Annotated in this window: 16 protein-coding genes and 1 pseudogene; 11 read left to right on the forward strand and 6 right to left on the reverse strand. The window is 70.2% G+C overall.

Translation table 11 applies throughout. The annotated features are described in order from the left end of the window. Positions 1 to 159: 159 nt before the first annotated feature. From ABZY20_RS15190 to ABZY20_RS15210, 5 genes and pseudogenes are all read left to right on the forward strand, one after another. Positions 160 to 801, forward strand: a pseudogene (locus ABZY20_RS15190) (VWA domain-containing protein); the annotation flags it as partial. A 158-nt stretch (positions 802 to 959) separates the two neighbouring features. After that, on the forward strand, positions 960 to 2,675 hold the full coding sequence (gene metG / locus ABZY20_RS15195; RefSeq protein WP_356441744.1) for a methionine--tRNA ligase: 1,716 nt from the start codon (positions 960 to 962) through the stop codon (positions 2,673 to 2,675). A 144-nt stretch (positions 2,676 to 2,819) separates the two neighbouring features. Continuing rightward, on the forward strand, positions 2,820 to 2,999 hold the full coding sequence (locus ABZY20_RS15200; RefSeq protein WP_356441746.1) for a hypothetical protein: 180 nt from the start codon (positions 2,820 to 2,822) through the stop codon (positions 2,997 to 2,999). A gap of 76 nt (positions 3,000 to 3,075) precedes the next feature. Next, positions 3,076 to 3,453: a hypothetical protein gene (locus ABZY20_RS15205; protein WP_356441748.1), complete on the forward strand. Its 378-nt coding sequence runs from the start codon at positions 3,076 to 3,078 to the stop codon at positions 3,451 to 3,453. 118 nt (positions 3,454 to 3,571) lie between these two features. After that, the gene (locus tag ABZY20_RS15210; RefSeq protein WP_356441750.1) at positions 3,572 to 3,937 is read left to right on the forward strand and encodes a PH domain-containing protein; all 366 of its coding nucleotides are present in this window, start codon (positions 3,572 to 3,574) and stop codon (positions 3,935 to 3,937) included. Positions 3,938 to 4,022: 85 nt separating this feature from the next. On the opposite strand, the gene ABZY20_RS15215 is transcribed toward ABZY20_RS15210, so the two are convergent. Beyond that, positions 4,023 to 4,235, reverse strand: coding sequence for a DUF397 domain-containing protein (locus ABZY20_RS15215; protein WP_356441752.1), 213 nt, complete (start codon positions 4,233 to 4,235; stop codon positions 4,023 to 4,025). Beyond that, positions 4,232 to 5,107: a helix-turn-helix transcriptional regulator gene (locus ABZY20_RS15220; protein WP_356441754.1), complete on the reverse strand. Its 876-nt coding sequence runs from the start codon at positions 5,105 to 5,107 to the stop codon at positions 4,232 to 4,234. The genes ABZY20_RS15215 and ABZY20_RS15220 overlap by 4 nt, the downstream gene beginning before the upstream one ends. Before the next feature lie 156 nt (positions 5,108 to 5,263). Here ABZY20_RS15220 and ABZY20_RS15225 point away from each other — a divergent pair, with 156 nt between their 5' ends. The 3 genes from ABZY20_RS15225 (at position 5,264) to ABZY20_RS15235 (ending at position 7,113) form a co-directional block, all read left to right on the forward strand. After that, the gene (locus tag ABZY20_RS15225; RefSeq protein ID WP_356441756.1) at positions 5,264 to 5,809 is read left to right on the forward strand and encodes an ATP-binding protein; all 546 of its coding nucleotides are present in this window, start codon (positions 5,264 to 5,266) and stop codon (positions 5,807 to 5,809) included. 148 nt (positions 5,810 to 5,957) lie between these two features. After that, on the forward strand, positions 5,958 to 6,866 hold the full coding sequence (locus ABZY20_RS15230) for a helix-turn-helix domain-containing protein (RefSeq protein ID WP_356441757.1): 909 nt from the start codon (positions 5,958 to 5,960) through the stop codon (positions 6,864 to 6,866). Between the two features lie 70 nt (positions 6,867 to 6,936). Beyond that, positions 6,937 to 7,113 (forward strand): hypothetical protein, encoded by a 177-nt coding sequence (locus ABZY20_RS15235; RefSeq protein ID WP_356441759.1) that lies wholly within the window; start codon positions 6,937 to 6,939, stop codon positions 7,111 to 7,113. A gap of 110 nt (positions 7,114 to 7,223) precedes the next feature. On the opposite strand, the gene ABZY20_RS15240 is transcribed toward ABZY20_RS15235, so the two are convergent. After that, on the reverse strand, positions 7,224 to 8,681 hold the full coding sequence (locus ABZY20_RS15240; RefSeq protein WP_356441761.1) for a DUF1214 domain-containing protein: 1,458 nt from the start codon (positions 8,679 to 8,681) through the stop codon (positions 7,224 to 7,226). A 1,004-nt stretch (positions 8,682 to 9,685) separates the two neighbouring features. On the opposite strand from ABZY20_RS15240, the gene ABZY20_RS15245 reads away from it, so the two are divergent. Both ABZY20_RS15245 and ABZY20_RS15250 read left to right on the forward strand, forming a co-directional pair. Further along, positions 9,686 to 9,826 carry a hypothetical protein gene (locus ABZY20_RS15245; RefSeq protein ID WP_356441762.1) on the forward strand — a complete coding sequence of 47 codons (141 nt, stop codon included), beginning with the start codon at positions 9,686 to 9,688 and terminating at the stop codon, positions 9,824 to 9,826. Between the two features lie 144 nt (positions 9,827 to 9,970). Further along, on the forward strand, positions 9,971 to 10,645 hold the full coding sequence (locus tag ABZY20_RS15250) for a hypothetical protein (protein ID WP_356441764.1): 675 nt from the start codon (positions 9,971 to 9,973) through the stop codon (positions 10,643 to 10,645). 83 nt (positions 10,646 to 10,728) lie between these two features. Here ABZY20_RS15250 and aspS read toward each other — a convergent pair whose 3' ends face one another. Next, entirely contained in the window at positions 10,729 to 12,492 is a 1,764-nt protein-coding gene (gene aspS, locus ABZY20_RS15255) for an aspartate--tRNA ligase (protein WP_356441765.1), read from the reverse strand. Positions 12,493 to 12,660: 168 nt separating this feature from the next. Here aspS and ABZY20_RS15260 point away from each other — a divergent pair, with 168 nt between their 5' ends. Further along, positions 12,661 to 14,799, forward strand: coding sequence for a SpoIIE family protein phosphatase (locus ABZY20_RS15260; RefSeq protein WP_356441767.1), 2,139 nt, complete (start codon positions 12,661 to 12,663; stop codon positions 14,797 to 14,799). Positions 14,800 to 14,803: 4 nt separating this feature from the next. Here ABZY20_RS15260 and ABZY20_RS15265 read toward each other — a convergent pair whose 3' ends face one another. Next, positions 14,804 to 15,871 (reverse strand): AI-2E family transporter, encoded by a 1,068-nt coding sequence (locus ABZY20_RS15265; protein WP_356441769.1) that lies wholly within the window; start codon positions 15,869 to 15,871, stop codon positions 14,804 to 14,806. A gap of 86 nt (positions 15,872 to 15,957) precedes the next feature. Beyond that, on the reverse strand, positions 15,958 to 16,935 hold the full coding sequence (locus ABZY20_RS15270) for a pirin family protein (RefSeq protein WP_356441771.1): 978 nt from the start codon (positions 16,933 to 16,935) through the stop codon (positions 15,958 to 15,960). Between the last annotated feature and the right edge of the window lie 76 nt (positions 16,936 to 17,011).

The following is a 17,011-nucleotide window of genomic DNA, read 5'->3' on the forward strand; positions in this document are numbered from 1 at the left end:
GGCGGGCGCCCCGCCCCGCCCGCGGGCCGGGCCCCGGCGCCCCCACCCCCCCCCCCCCCCCCCCCGCCGGGGGGGGGGGGGGGGGCCCCCCCCCCCCCCGCCGCCCCCCCCCCCCCCGAGGCCGCCCCCGCCCCCGAACCCGCCCTCCCCCTCACCGACGTCAAGTCCCGCGCCCCCGGCCTCACCACCGCCTACAAGGCCGCCACCACCACCCTCAAGACCCACAACCTCACCGGCACCCGTGCCAAGGTCTACCTCGTCCTCGACCGCTCCGCCTCCATGCGCCCGTACTACAAGGACGGCTCCGCCCAGGCCCTCGCCGAGCAGACCCTCGCCCTCGCGGCACACCTGGACCCGGAGGCCACGGTCCCGGTCGTCTTCTTCTCCACGGAACTCGACGGCACCGGCGAGATCACCCTCACCGACCACGAGAACAAGATCGACGACCTCCACGCCGGCCTCGGCCGCATGAGCCGCACCAGCTACCACGTCGCCGTCGAAGCCGTCCTCGCCCACCACGACAAGACGGCCGCCCCCGGCACCCCGGCCCTGGTGATCTTCCAGACCGACGGCGCCCCCGACGCCAAGACCCCGGCCACCCAGGCCCTGACCGGCGCGGCCGAGACCCACCCCGCCGTCTTCTTCTCCTTCGTCGCCTTCGGCGACCCGGAGAACAAGGCCTTCGACTACCTCCGCAAGCTCAAGACCCCGAACACGTCCCACTTCCTCGCCGGGGAAACCCCCCGGGAGCTCACGGACAAGCAGCTCTACGAGGGCGTCCTGGCGAACTGGCGCCCCTGACCCCCCGCACCACCCGACGGCCGCCCGACGCCGCCCGCTTCCCACCCCGCAAAACGGGAGGCGGGCGGCGTACCCGTGTCAGCTACGATTTCAAGGTTCCGTAGACGACCGAGACCACGAGATCGTCACCCCGCGTAGCGACTTGGGAGCAGCCCGCGATGGCTCGACACCTCATCACCAGCGCCCTTCCGTACATCAACGGGATCAAGCACCTGGGCAACATGGTGGGGTCCATGCTCCCGGCGGACGTGTACTCCCGCTACCTGCGCCAGCGCGGCCACGAGGTGCTCTACATCTGCGCGACGGACGAGCACGGCACCCCCGCGGAGCTGGCCGCCAAGGAGCAGGGCATCCCCGTGGACGAGTTCTGCGCGCAGGCCCACGACCAGCAGAAGGCGATCTACGACGGCTTCAACCTGGCCTTCGACTACTTCGGCCGCAGCTCCTCCCCGCAGAACCACGAGATCACGCAGGAGATCGCGCGCGAACTCAAGGCCAACGGCTTCATCGAGGAGCGCGCGATCCGCCAGGTGTACTCGAACGCCGACGGCCGCTTCCTGCCCGACCGCTACATCATCGGCACCTGTCCGCACTGCGGCTACGACAAGGCCCGCGGCGACCAGTGCGAGAACTGCACCCGGGTCCTGGACCCGACCGACCTGATCGACCCCCGCTCGGCGATCAGCGGCAGCAGCGACCTGGAGATCCGCGAGACCAAGCACCTCTTCCTGCTCCAGTCGGCGCTGGCCGGCGAGGTGGAGGCCTGGGTCGACGAGCGCGCCGACAACTGGCCCGTCCTCGCCTCCTCCATCGCCCGCAAGTGGCTCACCGAGGGCCTGCACGACCGGGCGATCACCCGTGACCTGGACTGGGGCGTCCCGGTCCCCGCCGACACGTGGCCGGACCTGGCCGCCGAGGGCAAGGTCTTCTACGTCTGGTTCGACGCCCCGATCGAGTACATCGGCGCGACGAAGGAGTGGGCGGACCAGGACCCGGAGAACCGCGACTGGCGCTCCTGGTGGTGGGAGTCGGACGCGGACGTCCACTACACGCAGTTCATGGGCAAGGACAACGTCCCCTTCCACAGCGTGATGTTCCCGGCGACCCTGCTGGGCACCCGCGCCCCCTGGAAGAAGGTCGACGTCATCAAGGCCTTCAACTGGCTGAACTACTACGGCGGCAAGTTCTCCACCTCGCAGCGCCGCGGCGTCTTCACCCACGACGCGCTGGAGATCCTCCCCGCCGACTACTGGCGCTACTTCATGATGGCCAACGCCCCCGAGTCGGACGACTCGTCCTTCACCTGGGAGCACTTCACCGCCACGGTGAACAAGGACCTGGCCGACACCCTCGGCAACTTCGTCAACCGCGTCCTGTCCTTCTCCCGCAAGCGCTTCGGCGACGAGGTCCCCGCTGGTGCCGAGCCGGGCGAGGCGGAGGCGAAGCTGGGTGAGGAGATCGCCCGGCTGCTCGCCGAGTACGAGTCCCAGATGGAGGCCATCCAGTTCCGCAAGGCGGCGGCCGCGCTGCGTGCCCTGTGGTCGGCGGGCAACTCCTACCTGGAGGAGAAGGCCCCCTGGCTGGAGATCAAGACCAACCCCGAGGGCGCGGCCCTCACCCTCCGCACGGCGATGAACCTGATCCACCTCTACGCGGTGGTCTCCGAGCCGTTCATCCCGACGTCCGCGAAGACGATGCGCGAGGTGTTCTCCCTGGAGAACGACACCGCGGTCTGGATCACCCAGGACGAGGCCAAGTCCCTGGCCTCCGTCCCCGCCGGCACCGCGTTCACCATCCCGCCGGTCCTGTTCGCCAAGCTCACGGACGAGGACCTGGAGTCGTACAAGGAGCGCTTCGGCGGCGAGCCGGCGTAGTCACGGGCGTGACCCGCGGCCCCTCCGGCAACGCGCTCTGCCCCCGGTTCTCACCGGGGGCAGAGCGCGTTTCGCTGATCCCCGAAAGAGTGAACGCCTTCCATCCGCCGGAAATGCGGCTGTCTGCTCGGTTACATGGCCCTCATGGTCTCCTCTGCCCATGAGGGCAAGCACCGGATCTTCCAGGAGCGGCCACAGGTCCTCTCTCTCGACTCGGCGTTGGGGGACACCAACCGCTGGCTGGACCGGACGCCCCACGTGGAGAGGGTCGACGAGTTCTTCGCCGAAGATGCGGGGTCCACCGCGGACCGGACCGCAGCCTGACCACGGGGCGATCATGATCGACGATCTGGACGCCACACCAGAACTTCACGACTTGCTGCGGTTCACCCTGACATGCATGGGCTTGGGCATTCCGCCGGAGAAGGTGGTCGGCGATTTCCGTTCCGGGCTGGAAAAGCTGAGACAACAGGGCTCCCTCTCCCTCCAGGACATGGCCCGCATCCGGGCCAGGATGGACAAGCGGCCCGATGACGAGCACGGGGACGAGGAATGGGCCCGGGGCTACACCGCCGGATACACGGCGGCGTGGGCCGGAGCGGTGCTGCGGCTCCTGGACATGCGGGACATCGCTGTCCCCAAGGAGGTCTTCCGGCCCCTTCACGTGTGTCCGGACCCGGACACCCTCACTCGTTGCTTCGACCGCGCCATCACGGTGGACACACCGGAGGAACTGTTCACCGCAGAGCCCGGCCACGCCCGGCCCGCCGGCTCCTGAGCAGCGGCGGACCACTACCGCTGCGGCCCGGGGCCAGCTGCGGAGGATCCGCTCAATCGGGGTGCGCAGGGTGCGTTCGACCGAGACACTCATGGCACCACACATGAGGGAGACAACGATGGCACTGTTCGGCAACGCGCACACCGTGAGTCCGCAGTCGGCCCAGCAGGACTACGCCCGCCTCCTCGGCCACGGCGAACAGGTGCACGCCGCGTTCCTGCTGATCCGCGACACGATCCTGTTCACCGACCGGCGTCTGATCCTGGTCGACAAGCAGGGCATCACCGGCAAGAAGGTGGAGTACCACTCGGTGCCTTACCGCAGCATCACCCACTTCTCGGTGGAAACGGCGGGCACCTTCGACCTCGACGCCGAGCTGAAGATCTGGATCTCCGGCACCCCGACCCCGATCGAGAAGACCTTCACCAAGGGCGTCGACATCTACGAAGTCCAGGCCATCCTGACCCAGTTCGTGGCGCGCTGAGCACGTCGGCCGCCCCCCATTTCTGAGCCATACGGCAATATCCCGCGCCCGGTGACACCAGGTGCAGGGCATGCCAGTCAGGAGGTCAGCTCCCGGACGCGTACGCCACGAAGTCCGCCCACGTCTCCGGTGCGAGGGCGAGGCGGGGGCTGGCGTCCCGGTGCTTGGAGTCGCGGATGTGGATGGTGCCGGGGGTAGTGGCGACCTCGACGCAGGAGTCACCTTCGTTGCCGTCGCTGTAGCTGCTCTTGAACCACGCCAGTTCGGAGGCGTCCCCTGCGGAGGCCTTGCGGATCATGTCTCTCCCAGCAGTTGCTCGATGAAGGCCAGCGACTCCCCCGGCGGGAGGGCCTGCGCCCGGATGGTGCCATACCGCAGCTCAAGGATGCGGAGGTGCCTCGGGTCGGAGATCGGCCGTCCGCTGAACGCACCATCGGAGCGCCCCACGGCCGTTCCGTCCTCGAACTTCAGCAACTCGATCTTGCCGTCCAGGCCCGGGTGAGTCTCGCGGTGTGTCGGCATCACCTGGAGGGAGACATGACGCAACCGCCCCACCTCCAACAGACGTTCGAGCTGCTGCCGCCACACCATTGTGCCTCCGAGCGGCCTCCGAAGCGGCGCCTCTTCCAGGACGAAGCTGAGGGCGGGCGCAGGGTTGCGATCGAAGATCGACTGCCGAGCCATGCGAGCGGCGACCATCCGCTCGACCTCCTCCTCCGAGTACGGAGGTTGCCGTGACTCGAAAGCCGTCCTGGCGTGTTCAGGCGTCTGCAACAGCCCACTGATGCTGTGGCACACGTACACCCCGATCTCGACGGCCCGCGCCTCCATCTGGGCGAGATCCCGAACCTTCTTCGGGTACCGAACCCTCGCCACATCCTCCTTCATCGCCGAGAGCAACCCACCCGCCCCCAACACCTCGTCCGCCCTGTCCAGAAACTCCGGCCGGGGAATCCGCTTCCCGCTCTCGATCTTGTAGACGAGGTCCTCGCCGTACCCCACGGACTTCCCGAAGTCGCCGGCCCGCATCCCCACGGCCTCGCGCCGCAGCTTCACCTGCCGCCCCACGGTGGCGACCACGGCCACGCCCCACTCGTCGTCCGGGTCCACCTCCCACCCCGGCTCGTCAGCCTCGGTCCTCAGCTGCCGAACCTCGCCGTCCACCGACATGTGCGCCCCTCCGTCGTACCGTCTCGTCCCAGCCGCGCCCTACCCGTACGCCCCGCCCCGACAAGCCCGGACACCACCGGACAATGACTGGACAGTCACCGTACGCAACCGCGACGTCACTCCTCACGGTAGGCACATCCAGCCACGCTGAGTGACGTGAATCGGAAACTCCCCCAACCCGGCCGCCCCGTCCGCAACTTCAGCGTGCTGCTGTCCCCCACACCCCGAGGCGCCCGCCTCGCCCGCCTGCTCGCCACGGAACAACTGCGGACGTGGGGCCTGCCCTTGGACCCGGCGCAGCTCATCGTGGCCGAGCTGGCCAACAACGCCGCCACCCACGGCCGCGTCCCCGGCCGGAACTTCCAACTCCTGCTCTACGTCGTCGGCCAGACCCTCCGCGTCGAGGTGACGGACACCCGCAGTGACCGGCTTCCGCAGCGCCGGCCCGCCGGTGCGATCGAGGAATCCGGCCGCGGCCTGACCCTCGTAGCGACCCTCGCCGACCGCTGGGGAGTCGTCCCCGGCCTGCCGCCCCGCAAGACGGTCTGGGCCGAACTCACCTTCGCCGCACCGCCGTCACCGGAGCATGACAGCTCACGCTCCGGCCGGACCCGCGCTCCCTATGAACCACCCACTGAGGAGAAAGAACCCCACCAAGCCCCACCCCTCCCTCCCGCCGGGCAGGCTCACTCCCGCGAGTGAATATGCCCAACTGGGCTGGATATCGGTCCGGTTGCCTGCCTTACGCTCAGCGCCAGCAGCACACCACAACCCCAGACATGCGACGGCCCCCGCCGGGACTAGCGATCCCTGCGAGGGCCTGACCACCGAGGAAGTTAGGCCCTTCCTGATGGACACCGAGAACCGTAGCGCGCCCGCGCGCGCCCAGTCCCGTATCCCGGCGAAAAACCACCCCGGCGGGCACCGCACCGCCGGCGTCGTCCACGACCACGTCCGCCACACCGAGAACTTCACGGTGATCGGCAACGACCTGGCCCAGCACCCGGAGCTGTCCCTGCTCGCCATCGGGCTGGCCTGCTACATCCAGTCGGTGCGGCCGGGCACCGCCGTCGACATCAAGACCCTCGCCGCCCGCTTCCCCGAGGGCCCCACCCGCATCGCCGCCGCCCTGCGGGAACTGGAAACCCACGGCTACCTGCGCCGCAGCCGCGAGCGCACCCCCACCGGCCGTATCGTCACCCGCACGGTCTCCTGCAACAGGCCCGGCCACCGAACCGCCGCCCGGGAAGCACCCGCCCGCAGGTCCGCCGCCCGGCGCACGGCCACCGACGAGCCCGCGCCACGCAAGCGCCTCCCCGCCGTGCCCCAGCCGTCGTACCCGGCCCCGGCCCTCCTCCAGACCGCCGTCGACGTCCTCACCGGCCTGCGCCGCCACGACCCCCGCCTGCTCCTCTCCACGACCGAGGCCGAGCACCTCGCCCCCGGCGTCGTCGCCTGGCTGGAACGCGACCTCACCCCCACCGCCGTACGCCACGCCCTGACCGCGAACCTGCCGGACGAGCCCCTGATCCGCCCCGCCGCCCTCCTCGCCCACCGCCTGACCGCCCAGCTCCCGCCGCCACCGCCGTTCCGGCCCCCGGCCACCCCGGCCCCCGAGCCCCGTCACCCCCTCCAGACCTGCGACGGCTGCGACCGCGCCTTCCGGGCGCCTGGGCCGGGCAGGTGCCGTGAGTGCAGAGAGGCGGACGACCAAGTACCGGAAACCTCTGACTGCGGTGAGACCTGCGCGGCAGGATGAGCCGCGGCCGCAGAACTCGCCGTCACACCCCGCACCTCACGGCGTCCATCCGTGCCCGACAGGACTTCATGTGCTGCCTTCCTTCGCCGCGAACGGATTCCTTCCGCTGGGCCGCTACTCCGTATCCCTCGACGAGGCGGAGGCCATGCTGGTCAGCGCGCCGGAGTTCCAGGACTCCGCCACGCGCCAGACTCTGTGGGACGGACTGCACGGCTACCTGGATCGCTTCTGGGTGCGGTTCCTCTGAAGGGAAGGGGCGCCTTGTTCGAGTGGTTTCGATGGCGGCAGCGGGCGGGGGATCCGTAGCGTTGAGGACAACGCGTGGCTGGCTGAATGCATCCTGCCGGGTTGCTTCGGTCAGTTCGTCCTGGTGACTGGCGGAACGGTGTACTTGCCGCGGTACATCCGCTCCTCCGGCTGGTACATGCGCATGACCATGAAGAACCCCTCCGCCGGGGCGGGCAGCCAATTGGTCTGCCTGTTCGCGCCGGGTGAGTCGTGCTGGATCAGCAGGGTCAGGCCGCCGTCGGCGTCTGGGTCCAGCGTCTCGGCCATGTTGCCGATCCCGAACCGGTCGATCGGGTTGCCGACCAGGAAACCGGCCAGGTCATACATCGTGATCCGCCAGTAGCGGGCGGACGGGAGCTCACCCGGTGGGAAGCGCAGCACGTACTGGTTGGCGCCAGTGAGCGGGTTGCCATGAGCGTCGGTGCGGCCGATGAGGAAGAGCAGCTCCGTGGAGAGATCAGCCCAGATGTGCTTCCAGCCGACGGCGCCGCGAAGCAGCCAGTCGTCCAGGCTCGTAACATCCAGGCTCACCAGCCAGGTGCCACCCGGCTGGACAGGAGCTTCCCTGCGCGCCTTGTGCTCCAGGATGCTCTGCGCATCGGGCACCGCGCGTCTCAGGCCCGCCAGGGTCGCCGGGTCGAGGCGGCCGGCCTGGAAGCCGTCCGTGAGCGTGATGCCCACGTCGTCGAGCTGCCGCCCGAAGGCGGCCTCGTCGTTACGGATCGTGATGTCCTTGAGGTTCTCGCACAGCTCCTCGAAGAACAGCAGCTCCGGCGGCGTCGAGGTACCGGGACGTTGCGCGGGCCGCATCGGCGAGCCGGCGTGCAGCGGCCGGTCCGGCTTGCCCCAGTCGGCCAATGCGAGCAGATGGAGGCCGTCTTGCAGCGCCGTCACCTTCGGCACGTCGTCCTGGCCGTACACGGCGATGTGGGGGGCGATGAGGACGTAACGGCTGCGCACCCGGATGCTCTTCAGGCCCGCGGGAAGCTCACCCGCCCAGCCGAGCGGAAGCAGCGCGTACGGCGGAGGATGGCCACCGTCTTGCTTCTGGCTGATCGTGTGCGTGTCGCCGTGCAACTCCCAGACCGAGGTGCGGAAGTAGCGCTCACCCAGATCCGGGTGCACCACCACCACCGGCCCATCGGCCAGATCCACCACAGCAAAGGAGTACAGGGTCTCGGTGTTCGGCGTCTCGATCAGGCGCACCTTGTCCGTCAGCATGGCGCGCGCATGCCCCCACACGTTGATCCCGTGCGGCTGCGGATCGACGGGCGACTGCTGCGTCCCGGGCGGCAGCGGAGCCGCAAAGCCGCGCAGCGTCCGGCCGGCCTTGACCCACTGCATCCCCCAGATCACCGCCTGAACCCCGAGCACGTACGCTCTGAGCTCGGCTGCCTGGGCTTCTCCCATCCGGGAGAACGCGTCTTGCGGCCCCAGCAGCACGGCCGCGCCTGCCGGTTCTGCCCGCCCCTGCGGGGCCGTTGCGCTTTGCCCGGCGGTCGGCGAACGCCGGCTTGATTCCTCCATGGCTGTGCTCCTTCCGGAGGAGCGCCCGCGGCGTGGGTGAGCCTCAGCCTGCGGCCTCGGCCTGTCCGGCATCGAGGACACGGGCTCTCCGGGGGCCCGGCATCCCTCGGGCATCGAACCCGGACGAGCTTCTGGCGATCCCGGTCAATCGTACCCAGGCCGAAGGTGATGGCGCCCGTCCAGACGGGCCGGCCGAAGGGCTGCTCGAGGCTGAGGGTGCTCATCCCGCTACATGAAGTCCGAGTACGAACTATCCGCAGCGATGGACCACACCTTGACCGCGTCACCACCCCCATAGGCGAAGCCGTACCGGCGAACTTCACCCGAACGGCGACAGCCGGTGTGAGCGCAGGCGTGCGCTTCTCAGGGATGATCCGGCAGCCGCTGAGGCCGTCGCGCGCCTCCTCGAAGAGATGGGCACCGAGGAACGGAACGACGAGGAGGTCGAGGCGGAGCACCGGGCGGCCGCCTCGACGAGGAGCTCCGGCTCCGGCTGACGGGGCCGGACACCGAAGTGGGCGCTCTGCGCTTCCAGTGAGGCGACGCCCTGCTGAACACGGTGGAGAACGCCATCTCCGTCGCAGCGGGCACTCTGTCCAGGTGGAGTTCACGGGCATCTCGGCCGGAAGCACCGTGGTCCATGCGCGTCCCGTGCCGTCTGTCGTTCTCTCGGAGTCTCCGGCCGTGGAAGCTCCCCCCACATCGGCCGCGAGCACCGGCATGCGGATGCTCACCGGACTGCTCGGCGCGTTGGAGGCCGAACAGGATGTCCGCGAGTGGTCTCGCCTCTTCGACGCTGTGGAGACCCTGGCCCGGGCTCTGGGCAAGTACGAGCTGAACCTGGGAATGACCTGGTACGGCGCCGACGGTGGCATGCGCAGGGCTCAGCTCACGGAGCGCGGCAGGCGCTATGTCGAGCGGCTGCGTGAAACGAGGCCCCGCGACCAGGAGATCATCATCTCGGGAACGACGTCCACTTCGAAGAGCCGGAGGCACTGCTCCGCATGCGTACGGGCCTCGGGGACAACGTGCACTTCCGGGTCCGTTTCCGTCAGCGCCTCGATGCGGTGGGCATCGCCCGGTCGACCGAGTACACGTACCTCGGCCCGGCGGCGGAACAGTCGTCCCTGCCGCTTCCACCCTGATCAGGTGCCCGGAGCCGCGTCGGCCGCCGCGCACCCGGTCTCGTCTTCACCGTTCTCAACTGGGCGCGCCCGCGCGACCTTTCGCACTACGAGACGTTCGAGTCCTTCCACGCCAGCATCTACCAGCACGTCGAGGCCCTCTCCGTGACGCCGTTCGCCGACCGTGCCGTGGACCGGGCACTGACCGGTGTCCTTGCCTCCCTCGTCCGCAATCTGAAGCCGAGTCGTCCGGACCCGATACCCGGCCAGGACCGGCCGAGCAGAACGTCCCCACGCCGGGAAGGTGTCCCGGCCGCTCGCAGCGGTGCTTCCGCCACTCGCCTGCCTGCTCTCCTCGCCGCCCTCTGCGAACGTCTGACCGAGGACCGGTGTGTTGCTCTGGAGCACACCCTGCAAGCGGCCACGGGACCGGACGACGCCCGGGTCGGCCGCTTCGTCGCAGACGAGGCAGCCGCCGGCCTGGCGCGTCAACTCAGGGACATCGTCCGTACCTGGCGGGCCGAGGCACCCGGTCTGACCGGAGCCGGACTGGCGCTGGCCCTGGCCACGGCCCGGTCACTGCCACGCCCGGAACCGGCCCAGGTCGTGGTCAGCGGACCCCTCGGTGCCTCCGTACCGGCGCGGCTGACGAGTGGTGCCGCCGTGGAGGTGATCCGATCCGCCACGGCGTTCCTGGGAAGCGCCAATCTCACCGACCGTGCCTTGTCCGACAACATCGAACTCGGAGTACCGATGCGGGACCCCAAGCCGGTGAACCCGTTGGTCGATCACTTCCGCTGGTTACTGGCACCCGAGAACGACCTCATGCGCCGTGCTTAGTGCGTTCTGCACACTGCCCGGTTCCAGCCAAGAGAAAGCGCCCGGGCCCCACAAGGTCCCGGGCGCTTCGTTCGCTGTGCGTGCTACTTCGGCTGCGGCTTGCGCACCGACAGGTGCAGCTCCTTCAGCCGTGCCTCCTCCAGCTCCGTCGGCGCGCCCATCATCAGGTCCTGGGCGTTGCCGTTGAGCGGGAAGGCGATGGTCTCGCGGATGTTGGGCTCGTCGGCGAGGAGCATGACGATGCGGTCCACACCCGGGGCGATGCCGCCGTGCGGCGGGGCGCCGAAGCGGAACGCGCGCAGCATGCCGGCGAACTTCTCCTCGACGGTCTCGCGGTCGTACCCGGCGATCTCGAAGGCCTTGAGCATGATCTCCGGCTCGTGGTTCCGGATCGCGCCGGAGGACAGCTCGACGCCGTTGCAGACGATGTCGTACTGCCAGCCCAGGATGTCCAGCGGGTCCTGGGTCTCCAGGGCCTCCAGACCGCCCTGCGGCATGGAGAACGGGTTGTGCGAGAAGTCGATCGCGCCGGTGTCCTCGTCCTTCTCGTACATCGGGAAGTCGACGATCCAGCAGAACCGGAAGACGCCCTCCTCGAAGTGCCCGGCGCGCTTGGCGGCTTCCACCCGCACCGCGCCCATGATCTTCGAGACCTCGTCGAACTCGCCCGCGCCGAAGAAGACGGCGTGACCGGCGGCCAGCGACAGGCGCTTGGTCAGCTCGGCGACGTTCTCCTCGGTGAGGAACTTCGCGATCGGGCCGGACAGCGAGCCGTCCTCGGCGACACGGACCCAGGCCAGGCCCTTGGCACCCTGCGAGACGGCGAAGTCGCCGAGCTGGTCGAAGAACTTGCGGGGCTGCGCGGAGACGTCCGGCACCGGCAGGGCGCGCACGTGCTTGCCGGCGAACGCCTTGAACTCCGATGCCTCGAAGATGTCGGTGATGTCGACGAGCTCCAGCTGGGCACGCAGGTCCGGCTTGTCGGAGCCGTACTTCAGCATCGCCTCGCGGAACGGGATCCGCGGGAACGGCGAGGTGACGTGGCGGCCGTTGCCGAACTCCTCGAACAGCTCGGTCATCAGCTTCTCGACGGGCTGGAAGACGTCCTCCTGCTCGACGAAGCTCATCTCGATGTCGAGCTGGTAGAACTCGCCCGGCGAGCGGTCGGCGCGGGCGTCCTCGTCGCGGAAGCAGGGCGCGATCTGGAAGTAGCGGTCGAAGCCCGAGATCATCAGCAGCTGCTTGAACTGCTGCGGCGCCTGCGGCAGCGCGTAGAACTTGCCCGGGTGCAGCCGGGACGGGACGACGAAGTCGCGAGCGCCCTCGGGGGAGGTCGCGGACAGGATCGGCGTCGCCATCTCGTTGAAGCCGAGGGCCGTCATCTTGTGACGGATGGCCGAGATGACCGCCGTGCGCAGCATGATGTTCTTGTGCATGCGCTCGCGGCGCAGGTCCAGGAAGCGGTACTCCAGGCGCCGCTCCTCGTTGACCCCGTCCTCGGTGTTGATCGTGAACGGCAGCGGGGCGGCGGCGCCCAGCAGCTCGACCTCGCCGACCTCGACCTCGACCTCACCGGTCGGCAGCTCGGGGTTGATGTTCTCGGCGCCGCGGGAGACGACCTTGCCGTCCACGCGGACGGTCGACTCCTTGGAGAGCTTGTCCAGGGCCTCGTAGGCGGGGGTGCCGGGACGGGCCACGAGCTGCGTGATGCCGTAGTGGTCGCGCAGATCGATGAAGAGGATGCCGCCCAGGTCGCGCCGATTGTGCAGCCAGCCACTCAGCCGGACGTCGGTGCCGACGTCAGAGGAGCGGAGCTCGCCGCAGGTGTGGGACCTGTACCGATGCATCGTCGTTCATCCAGTCTTCGCTGATCGGGGTCTGTGTTTCACGTGAAACACAGACCCCAGCGTACCGGGCAGGCGAAGATCGACTCTCCCGAGTTCGCCGCCGATCACGATCGCGCGCGCCGCCGCTCTCGGTGGCACTGTCCGAGCGCCTCTTCTTAAAGTAGGGCAATGCGCACTGGCGAGCCCCTGCCCGCCGTGGGGGAGGCCCTCGCCGCCCTCGCGACCGGCCTGTGGCACTGGGACACCGCCGCCGGGCTGGTCACGGTCGACGCCGAGGCGGCACGGCTGCTCGGGCTGCCCGCCGAGCAGGTCAGTCTCACGGAGGCCCAGGCCCGGGCCCGGCTGCACCCGGTCGACTGGAACGAGATCACCGGTGTGATCCAGCTGGCCGTCGCCGAGGGCACTCTCGCCGAGGTGCGGATCCGGATCATGGACGAGCAGGGCCGGGTCGTCCGGGTCGTGCGCAGCCGCTCCAAGCCGACCTTCGACCGGGCCCGCAAGGCGTATCTGCTCATCGGCACCCTCCAGGAGGTGACGGAGCCGACGCCGGGCACCCCGGCCGGGCGCAGCGCGGTCACCGGTGACTGGCGGCGCTCCCGTGAGGCGTTCCTGCTGGACGCGGGCCGGGCCCTGGCCGAGGCGCGCTCCACGCAGGAGGTCCTGCGGGTGACGGCCAATCTGTCGATGCCCGGGTTCTCACCGGACGGCCTCGCGGTGTTCGGGGTCTCGGGCGATCGCCTGACCGTCATAGGCCACCACGGGCAGCAGAGGGGCACCGAGAGCCCGTTCTCGGACATGCCGCTGGACACGGACTACCCGGCCGCCGAGGTGGCCCGGACCGGACGGGCCGTGTACCTCTCCTCACCCGACCAGTACAAGGCCCGCTACCCGCTGACCTGGCCGCTCGCCGAGCGCTTCGGCCGCCGCTCCTGGGCGTTCCTGCCGCTGACCGTGGCCGGCCGCACGATGGGCGCGTGGATGGCCGCCTTCACCTACCCGGTCGCCTTCACCCCGGACGAGCGGTCCGTGCTGACGACCGTGGCCCGGATGCTGGCGCAGGCGCTGACCCGGGCAGGGGTGGCCGAGAGCGAGCGGGCCCTGACCGACGGGCTGCAGCGCACGATGCTGCCGAAGCTCGGCCCGCAGCGCATCCCGGGCATGAGCGTCGCCGCCCGTTACGTCCCCACCGGGGGCGGACTGCAGGTCGGCGGCGACTGGTACGACGTGATCCCGCTGCCCAGCGGACGGTTCGCGCTGGTCATCGGCGACGTCCAGGGCCATGACGTACGGGCCGCCGGTCTGATGGGACAGCTGCGGATCGCCCTGCGGGCCTACGCCTCGGAGGGCCACCGCCCGGACGCGGTGCTGTCCCGCGCCTCCCGCTTCCTGCACGGCATCGGCGACGAGGACCCGTCCGACTCACGCTTCGCGACCTGCGTCTACGTCGAGGTGGACCCGGCGACCGGGCTGCTGGACGTCGCCCGGGCCGGGCACCCGGACCCCGCGATCCGGATGGCCGACGGCACGGTGCTGAACCGGCCGACGTCGGGCGGGCTGCCGCTGGGCATCGACCCGGACGCCGACTACCCCACGACCCGGGTCGCCCTGGAGCCCGGCGAGACCATGCTGATCTGCACGGACGGCCTCATCGAGACCGGCGGCCACGACCTGGACACCGGCTGGCGGCGGCTGCGCGCGATCCTGGAGGACCACAAGGGCGACCTGGAGGAACTGGCGGACACGCTGGTGCAGGCGGTGCACGGGCCGTCGTCGCACCACACCACGGGCCCGCTGGCGGACCGCCGCGAGGACGACATCGCGATGCTGCTGCTGAGCAGGGACGGCGCGGGCTGCGGCTGCGGCGACACCCTGACCGCGCGGCCGCCGGTGCGGCGCTCGGTGCTGACGGTCGCGCAGGCCGAGCCGGAACGGGTCGCGGTGGCCCGGCAGCAACTGCGCGAGCTGCTGCACGACTGGGCCTCGCCGGACCAGGTCGACTCGGCGGTGCTGCTGCTGTCCGAGATGCTGACGAACGTCCTCGTGCACACCGACTCCGACGCGCTGCTGGTCGCCGAGATCGCCGGGGCGGAGGGGGAGCGGCGGCTGCGCATCGAGGTCACCGACGCGGGCGACGACCTGCCGCACAAGCGCAGACCCGGGGAGCTGGCGTCCTCGGGCCGCGGCCTGGTGCTGATCGAACTGCTCGCACACGCCTGGGGGGTCGATCCGAGGGGCGAGGGCAAGAGCATCTGGTTCGAGCTGTACGAGTCGCCGGACGGGTCGGGCGACGGTTCCTGGACGCCGTAGCGGATCACGGCGCCTCGGACGCCGGGTCCTCCGCGTAGCGGTCGCGCAGCTCCTGGGCGACACCGAAGGCCGCCGCCGTGAGGGGGACGGCGAGGAGCATGCCGAGCACGCCCGCGACCGACGCCCCGGCCGTGATCGCCACCATCACCACCGCCGGGTGCATCTGCACGGTCCGGCTCTGGATCATCGGCTGGAGCACGTGCCCCTCCAGCACCTGCACGGCGAGCACGACGCCGAGGGCCCACAGCGCGATGACGAAGCCCCGGTCGGCGAGGGCGACCAGGACGGCGACGGCACCGGAGAGGAAGGCGCCGAGGTAGGGGATGTATGCGCCGACGAAGACCAGCGCGCCCAGTCCGGCCGCCCCGGGCACGTCGAGGACGAGCAGCCCGACGGTGATGCACAGCGCGTCGATGAGCGCGATGAGGGTGGTGCCCCGCATGAACCCCTCGACGGCCCGCATGCCGCGCCGTGCCATGGCCTCCACGGTGTCGGCCGACCCGCGGGGCACCAGGGCCCGCAGCGTCCCGGCGGCCCTGTCGGAGTCGCGCAGGAAGAAGAAGACGAGCAGCAGCGCGAGCACGGCCATGGCGATCGACTCGCCGACCACGCTGACGCCGCTGATCACGCCGGAGGCGGCCGTACCGCCGAACCGGCCCAGCAGCTCGCGGGCGTTGGACGCGAGGTCGTCCAGTGAGGTCCCGGCCGCCCCGAAGTGCTCGGAGACGCCCCGCGCGGCCTGCCGGAGCGAGGCGAGGATCTGGTCCCCGCTGTCGATGAGCGCGGCGACCACGATGTACACGGCCCCGCCGACCACGGCGACGACGGCGACACAGGTCAGGCCGGCCGCGAGCGTCCGGTGCACCCCGGCCTTCACCAGCCGCCGGTGCAGCGGCCCGAGCAGCGCCGTCCCGAGCAGCGCGAGCAGCACGGGCACGACGGCCGTCCGGAACTCCACGCACAGCCGGATCCCGACGTAGACCACTCCGGAGACCAGGAGCAGGACGGCGCACCAGGCGGCGAGCCGCCGGGCGGGGGCGGGGAGGAGCGGGGCCTGCGGGGTGTCCTGCACCCTTCCACCCGACCACGCGCCCGGCGGGCCGTCCCGTCAGGACGGCCCGCCAGGGTGACAGGGCGTCAGCCGCCCCGGACGGCGCGTCAGTCCTGCGGACCGCTCGACGTCATGCCGTGCACGGCCGGGACGGTGCCCAGGCGGCCCTTCTGGAAGTCCTCGAAGGCCTGCATGAGTTCGTCCTTGGTGTTCATCACGAACGGGCCGTAGTGCGCCATCGGCTCGCGGATCGGCTGCCCGCCGAGCAGGACGACCTCCAGGTCCGGCGTGTTCGAGTCCTGCTTCTCGTCCGCGCGGACGGTCAGCGAGGAGCCCGTGCCGAAGACCGCCGTCTGGCCCTTGCGGACCGGCCTGCGCTCGGCACCGACGCTGCCGCGCCCGGCCAGCACGTACGCCAGACCGTTGAAGTCCTCGCGCCACGGCAGGGTCAGCTCCGCGCCCGGCGCCAGCGTCCCGTGGATCATCGTGATCGGCGTGTGCGTGATGCCGGGGCCCTGGTGGCCGTCCAGCTCACCGGCGATGACCCGCAGCAGCGCGCCGCCGTCGGGGGTGGTGAGCAGCTGGACGGAGCCGCCGCGGATGTCCTGGTAGCGCGGGGCCATCATCTTGTCCTTGGCCGGGAGGTTCACCCACAGCTGCAGACCGTGGAACAGCCCGCCGGACATCACGAGGTGCTCCGGAGGGGCCTCGATGTGCAGCAGGCCCGAGCCGGCGGTCATCCACTGGGTGTCCCCGTTGGTGATGGTGCCGCCACCGCCGTTGGAGTCCTGGTGGTCGAAGATCCCGTCGATGATGTACGTGACGGTCTCGAAGCCGCGGTGCGGGTGCCAGGGGGTGCCCTTGGGCTCGCCCGGCGCGTACTCCACCTCGCCCATCTGGTCCATCATGATGAACGGGTCGAGATGGCGGTAGTTGATCCCCGCGAACGCCCGGCGCACCGGGAAGCCCTCGCCCTCGAAACCGCTGGGAGCGGTCGTGACGGTGAGCACGGGACGTGCCACGGCGTCGGCGGGTGCGGTCACTCGGGGCAGCGTCAACGGGTTCTCGACGGTCACAGCAGGCATGTCGGTTCCTCCTCGTGTACGCCCAGTTTAGTTGAGCGTTGAACTTTCTGCCACCCCCAACAGAGAAAACCCGGAG

The organism is Streptomyces sp. NPDC006624, assembly GCF_040611555.1.
Classification (GTDB): domain Bacteria; phylum Actinomycetota; class Actinomycetes; order Streptomycetales; family Streptomycetaceae; genus Streptomyces.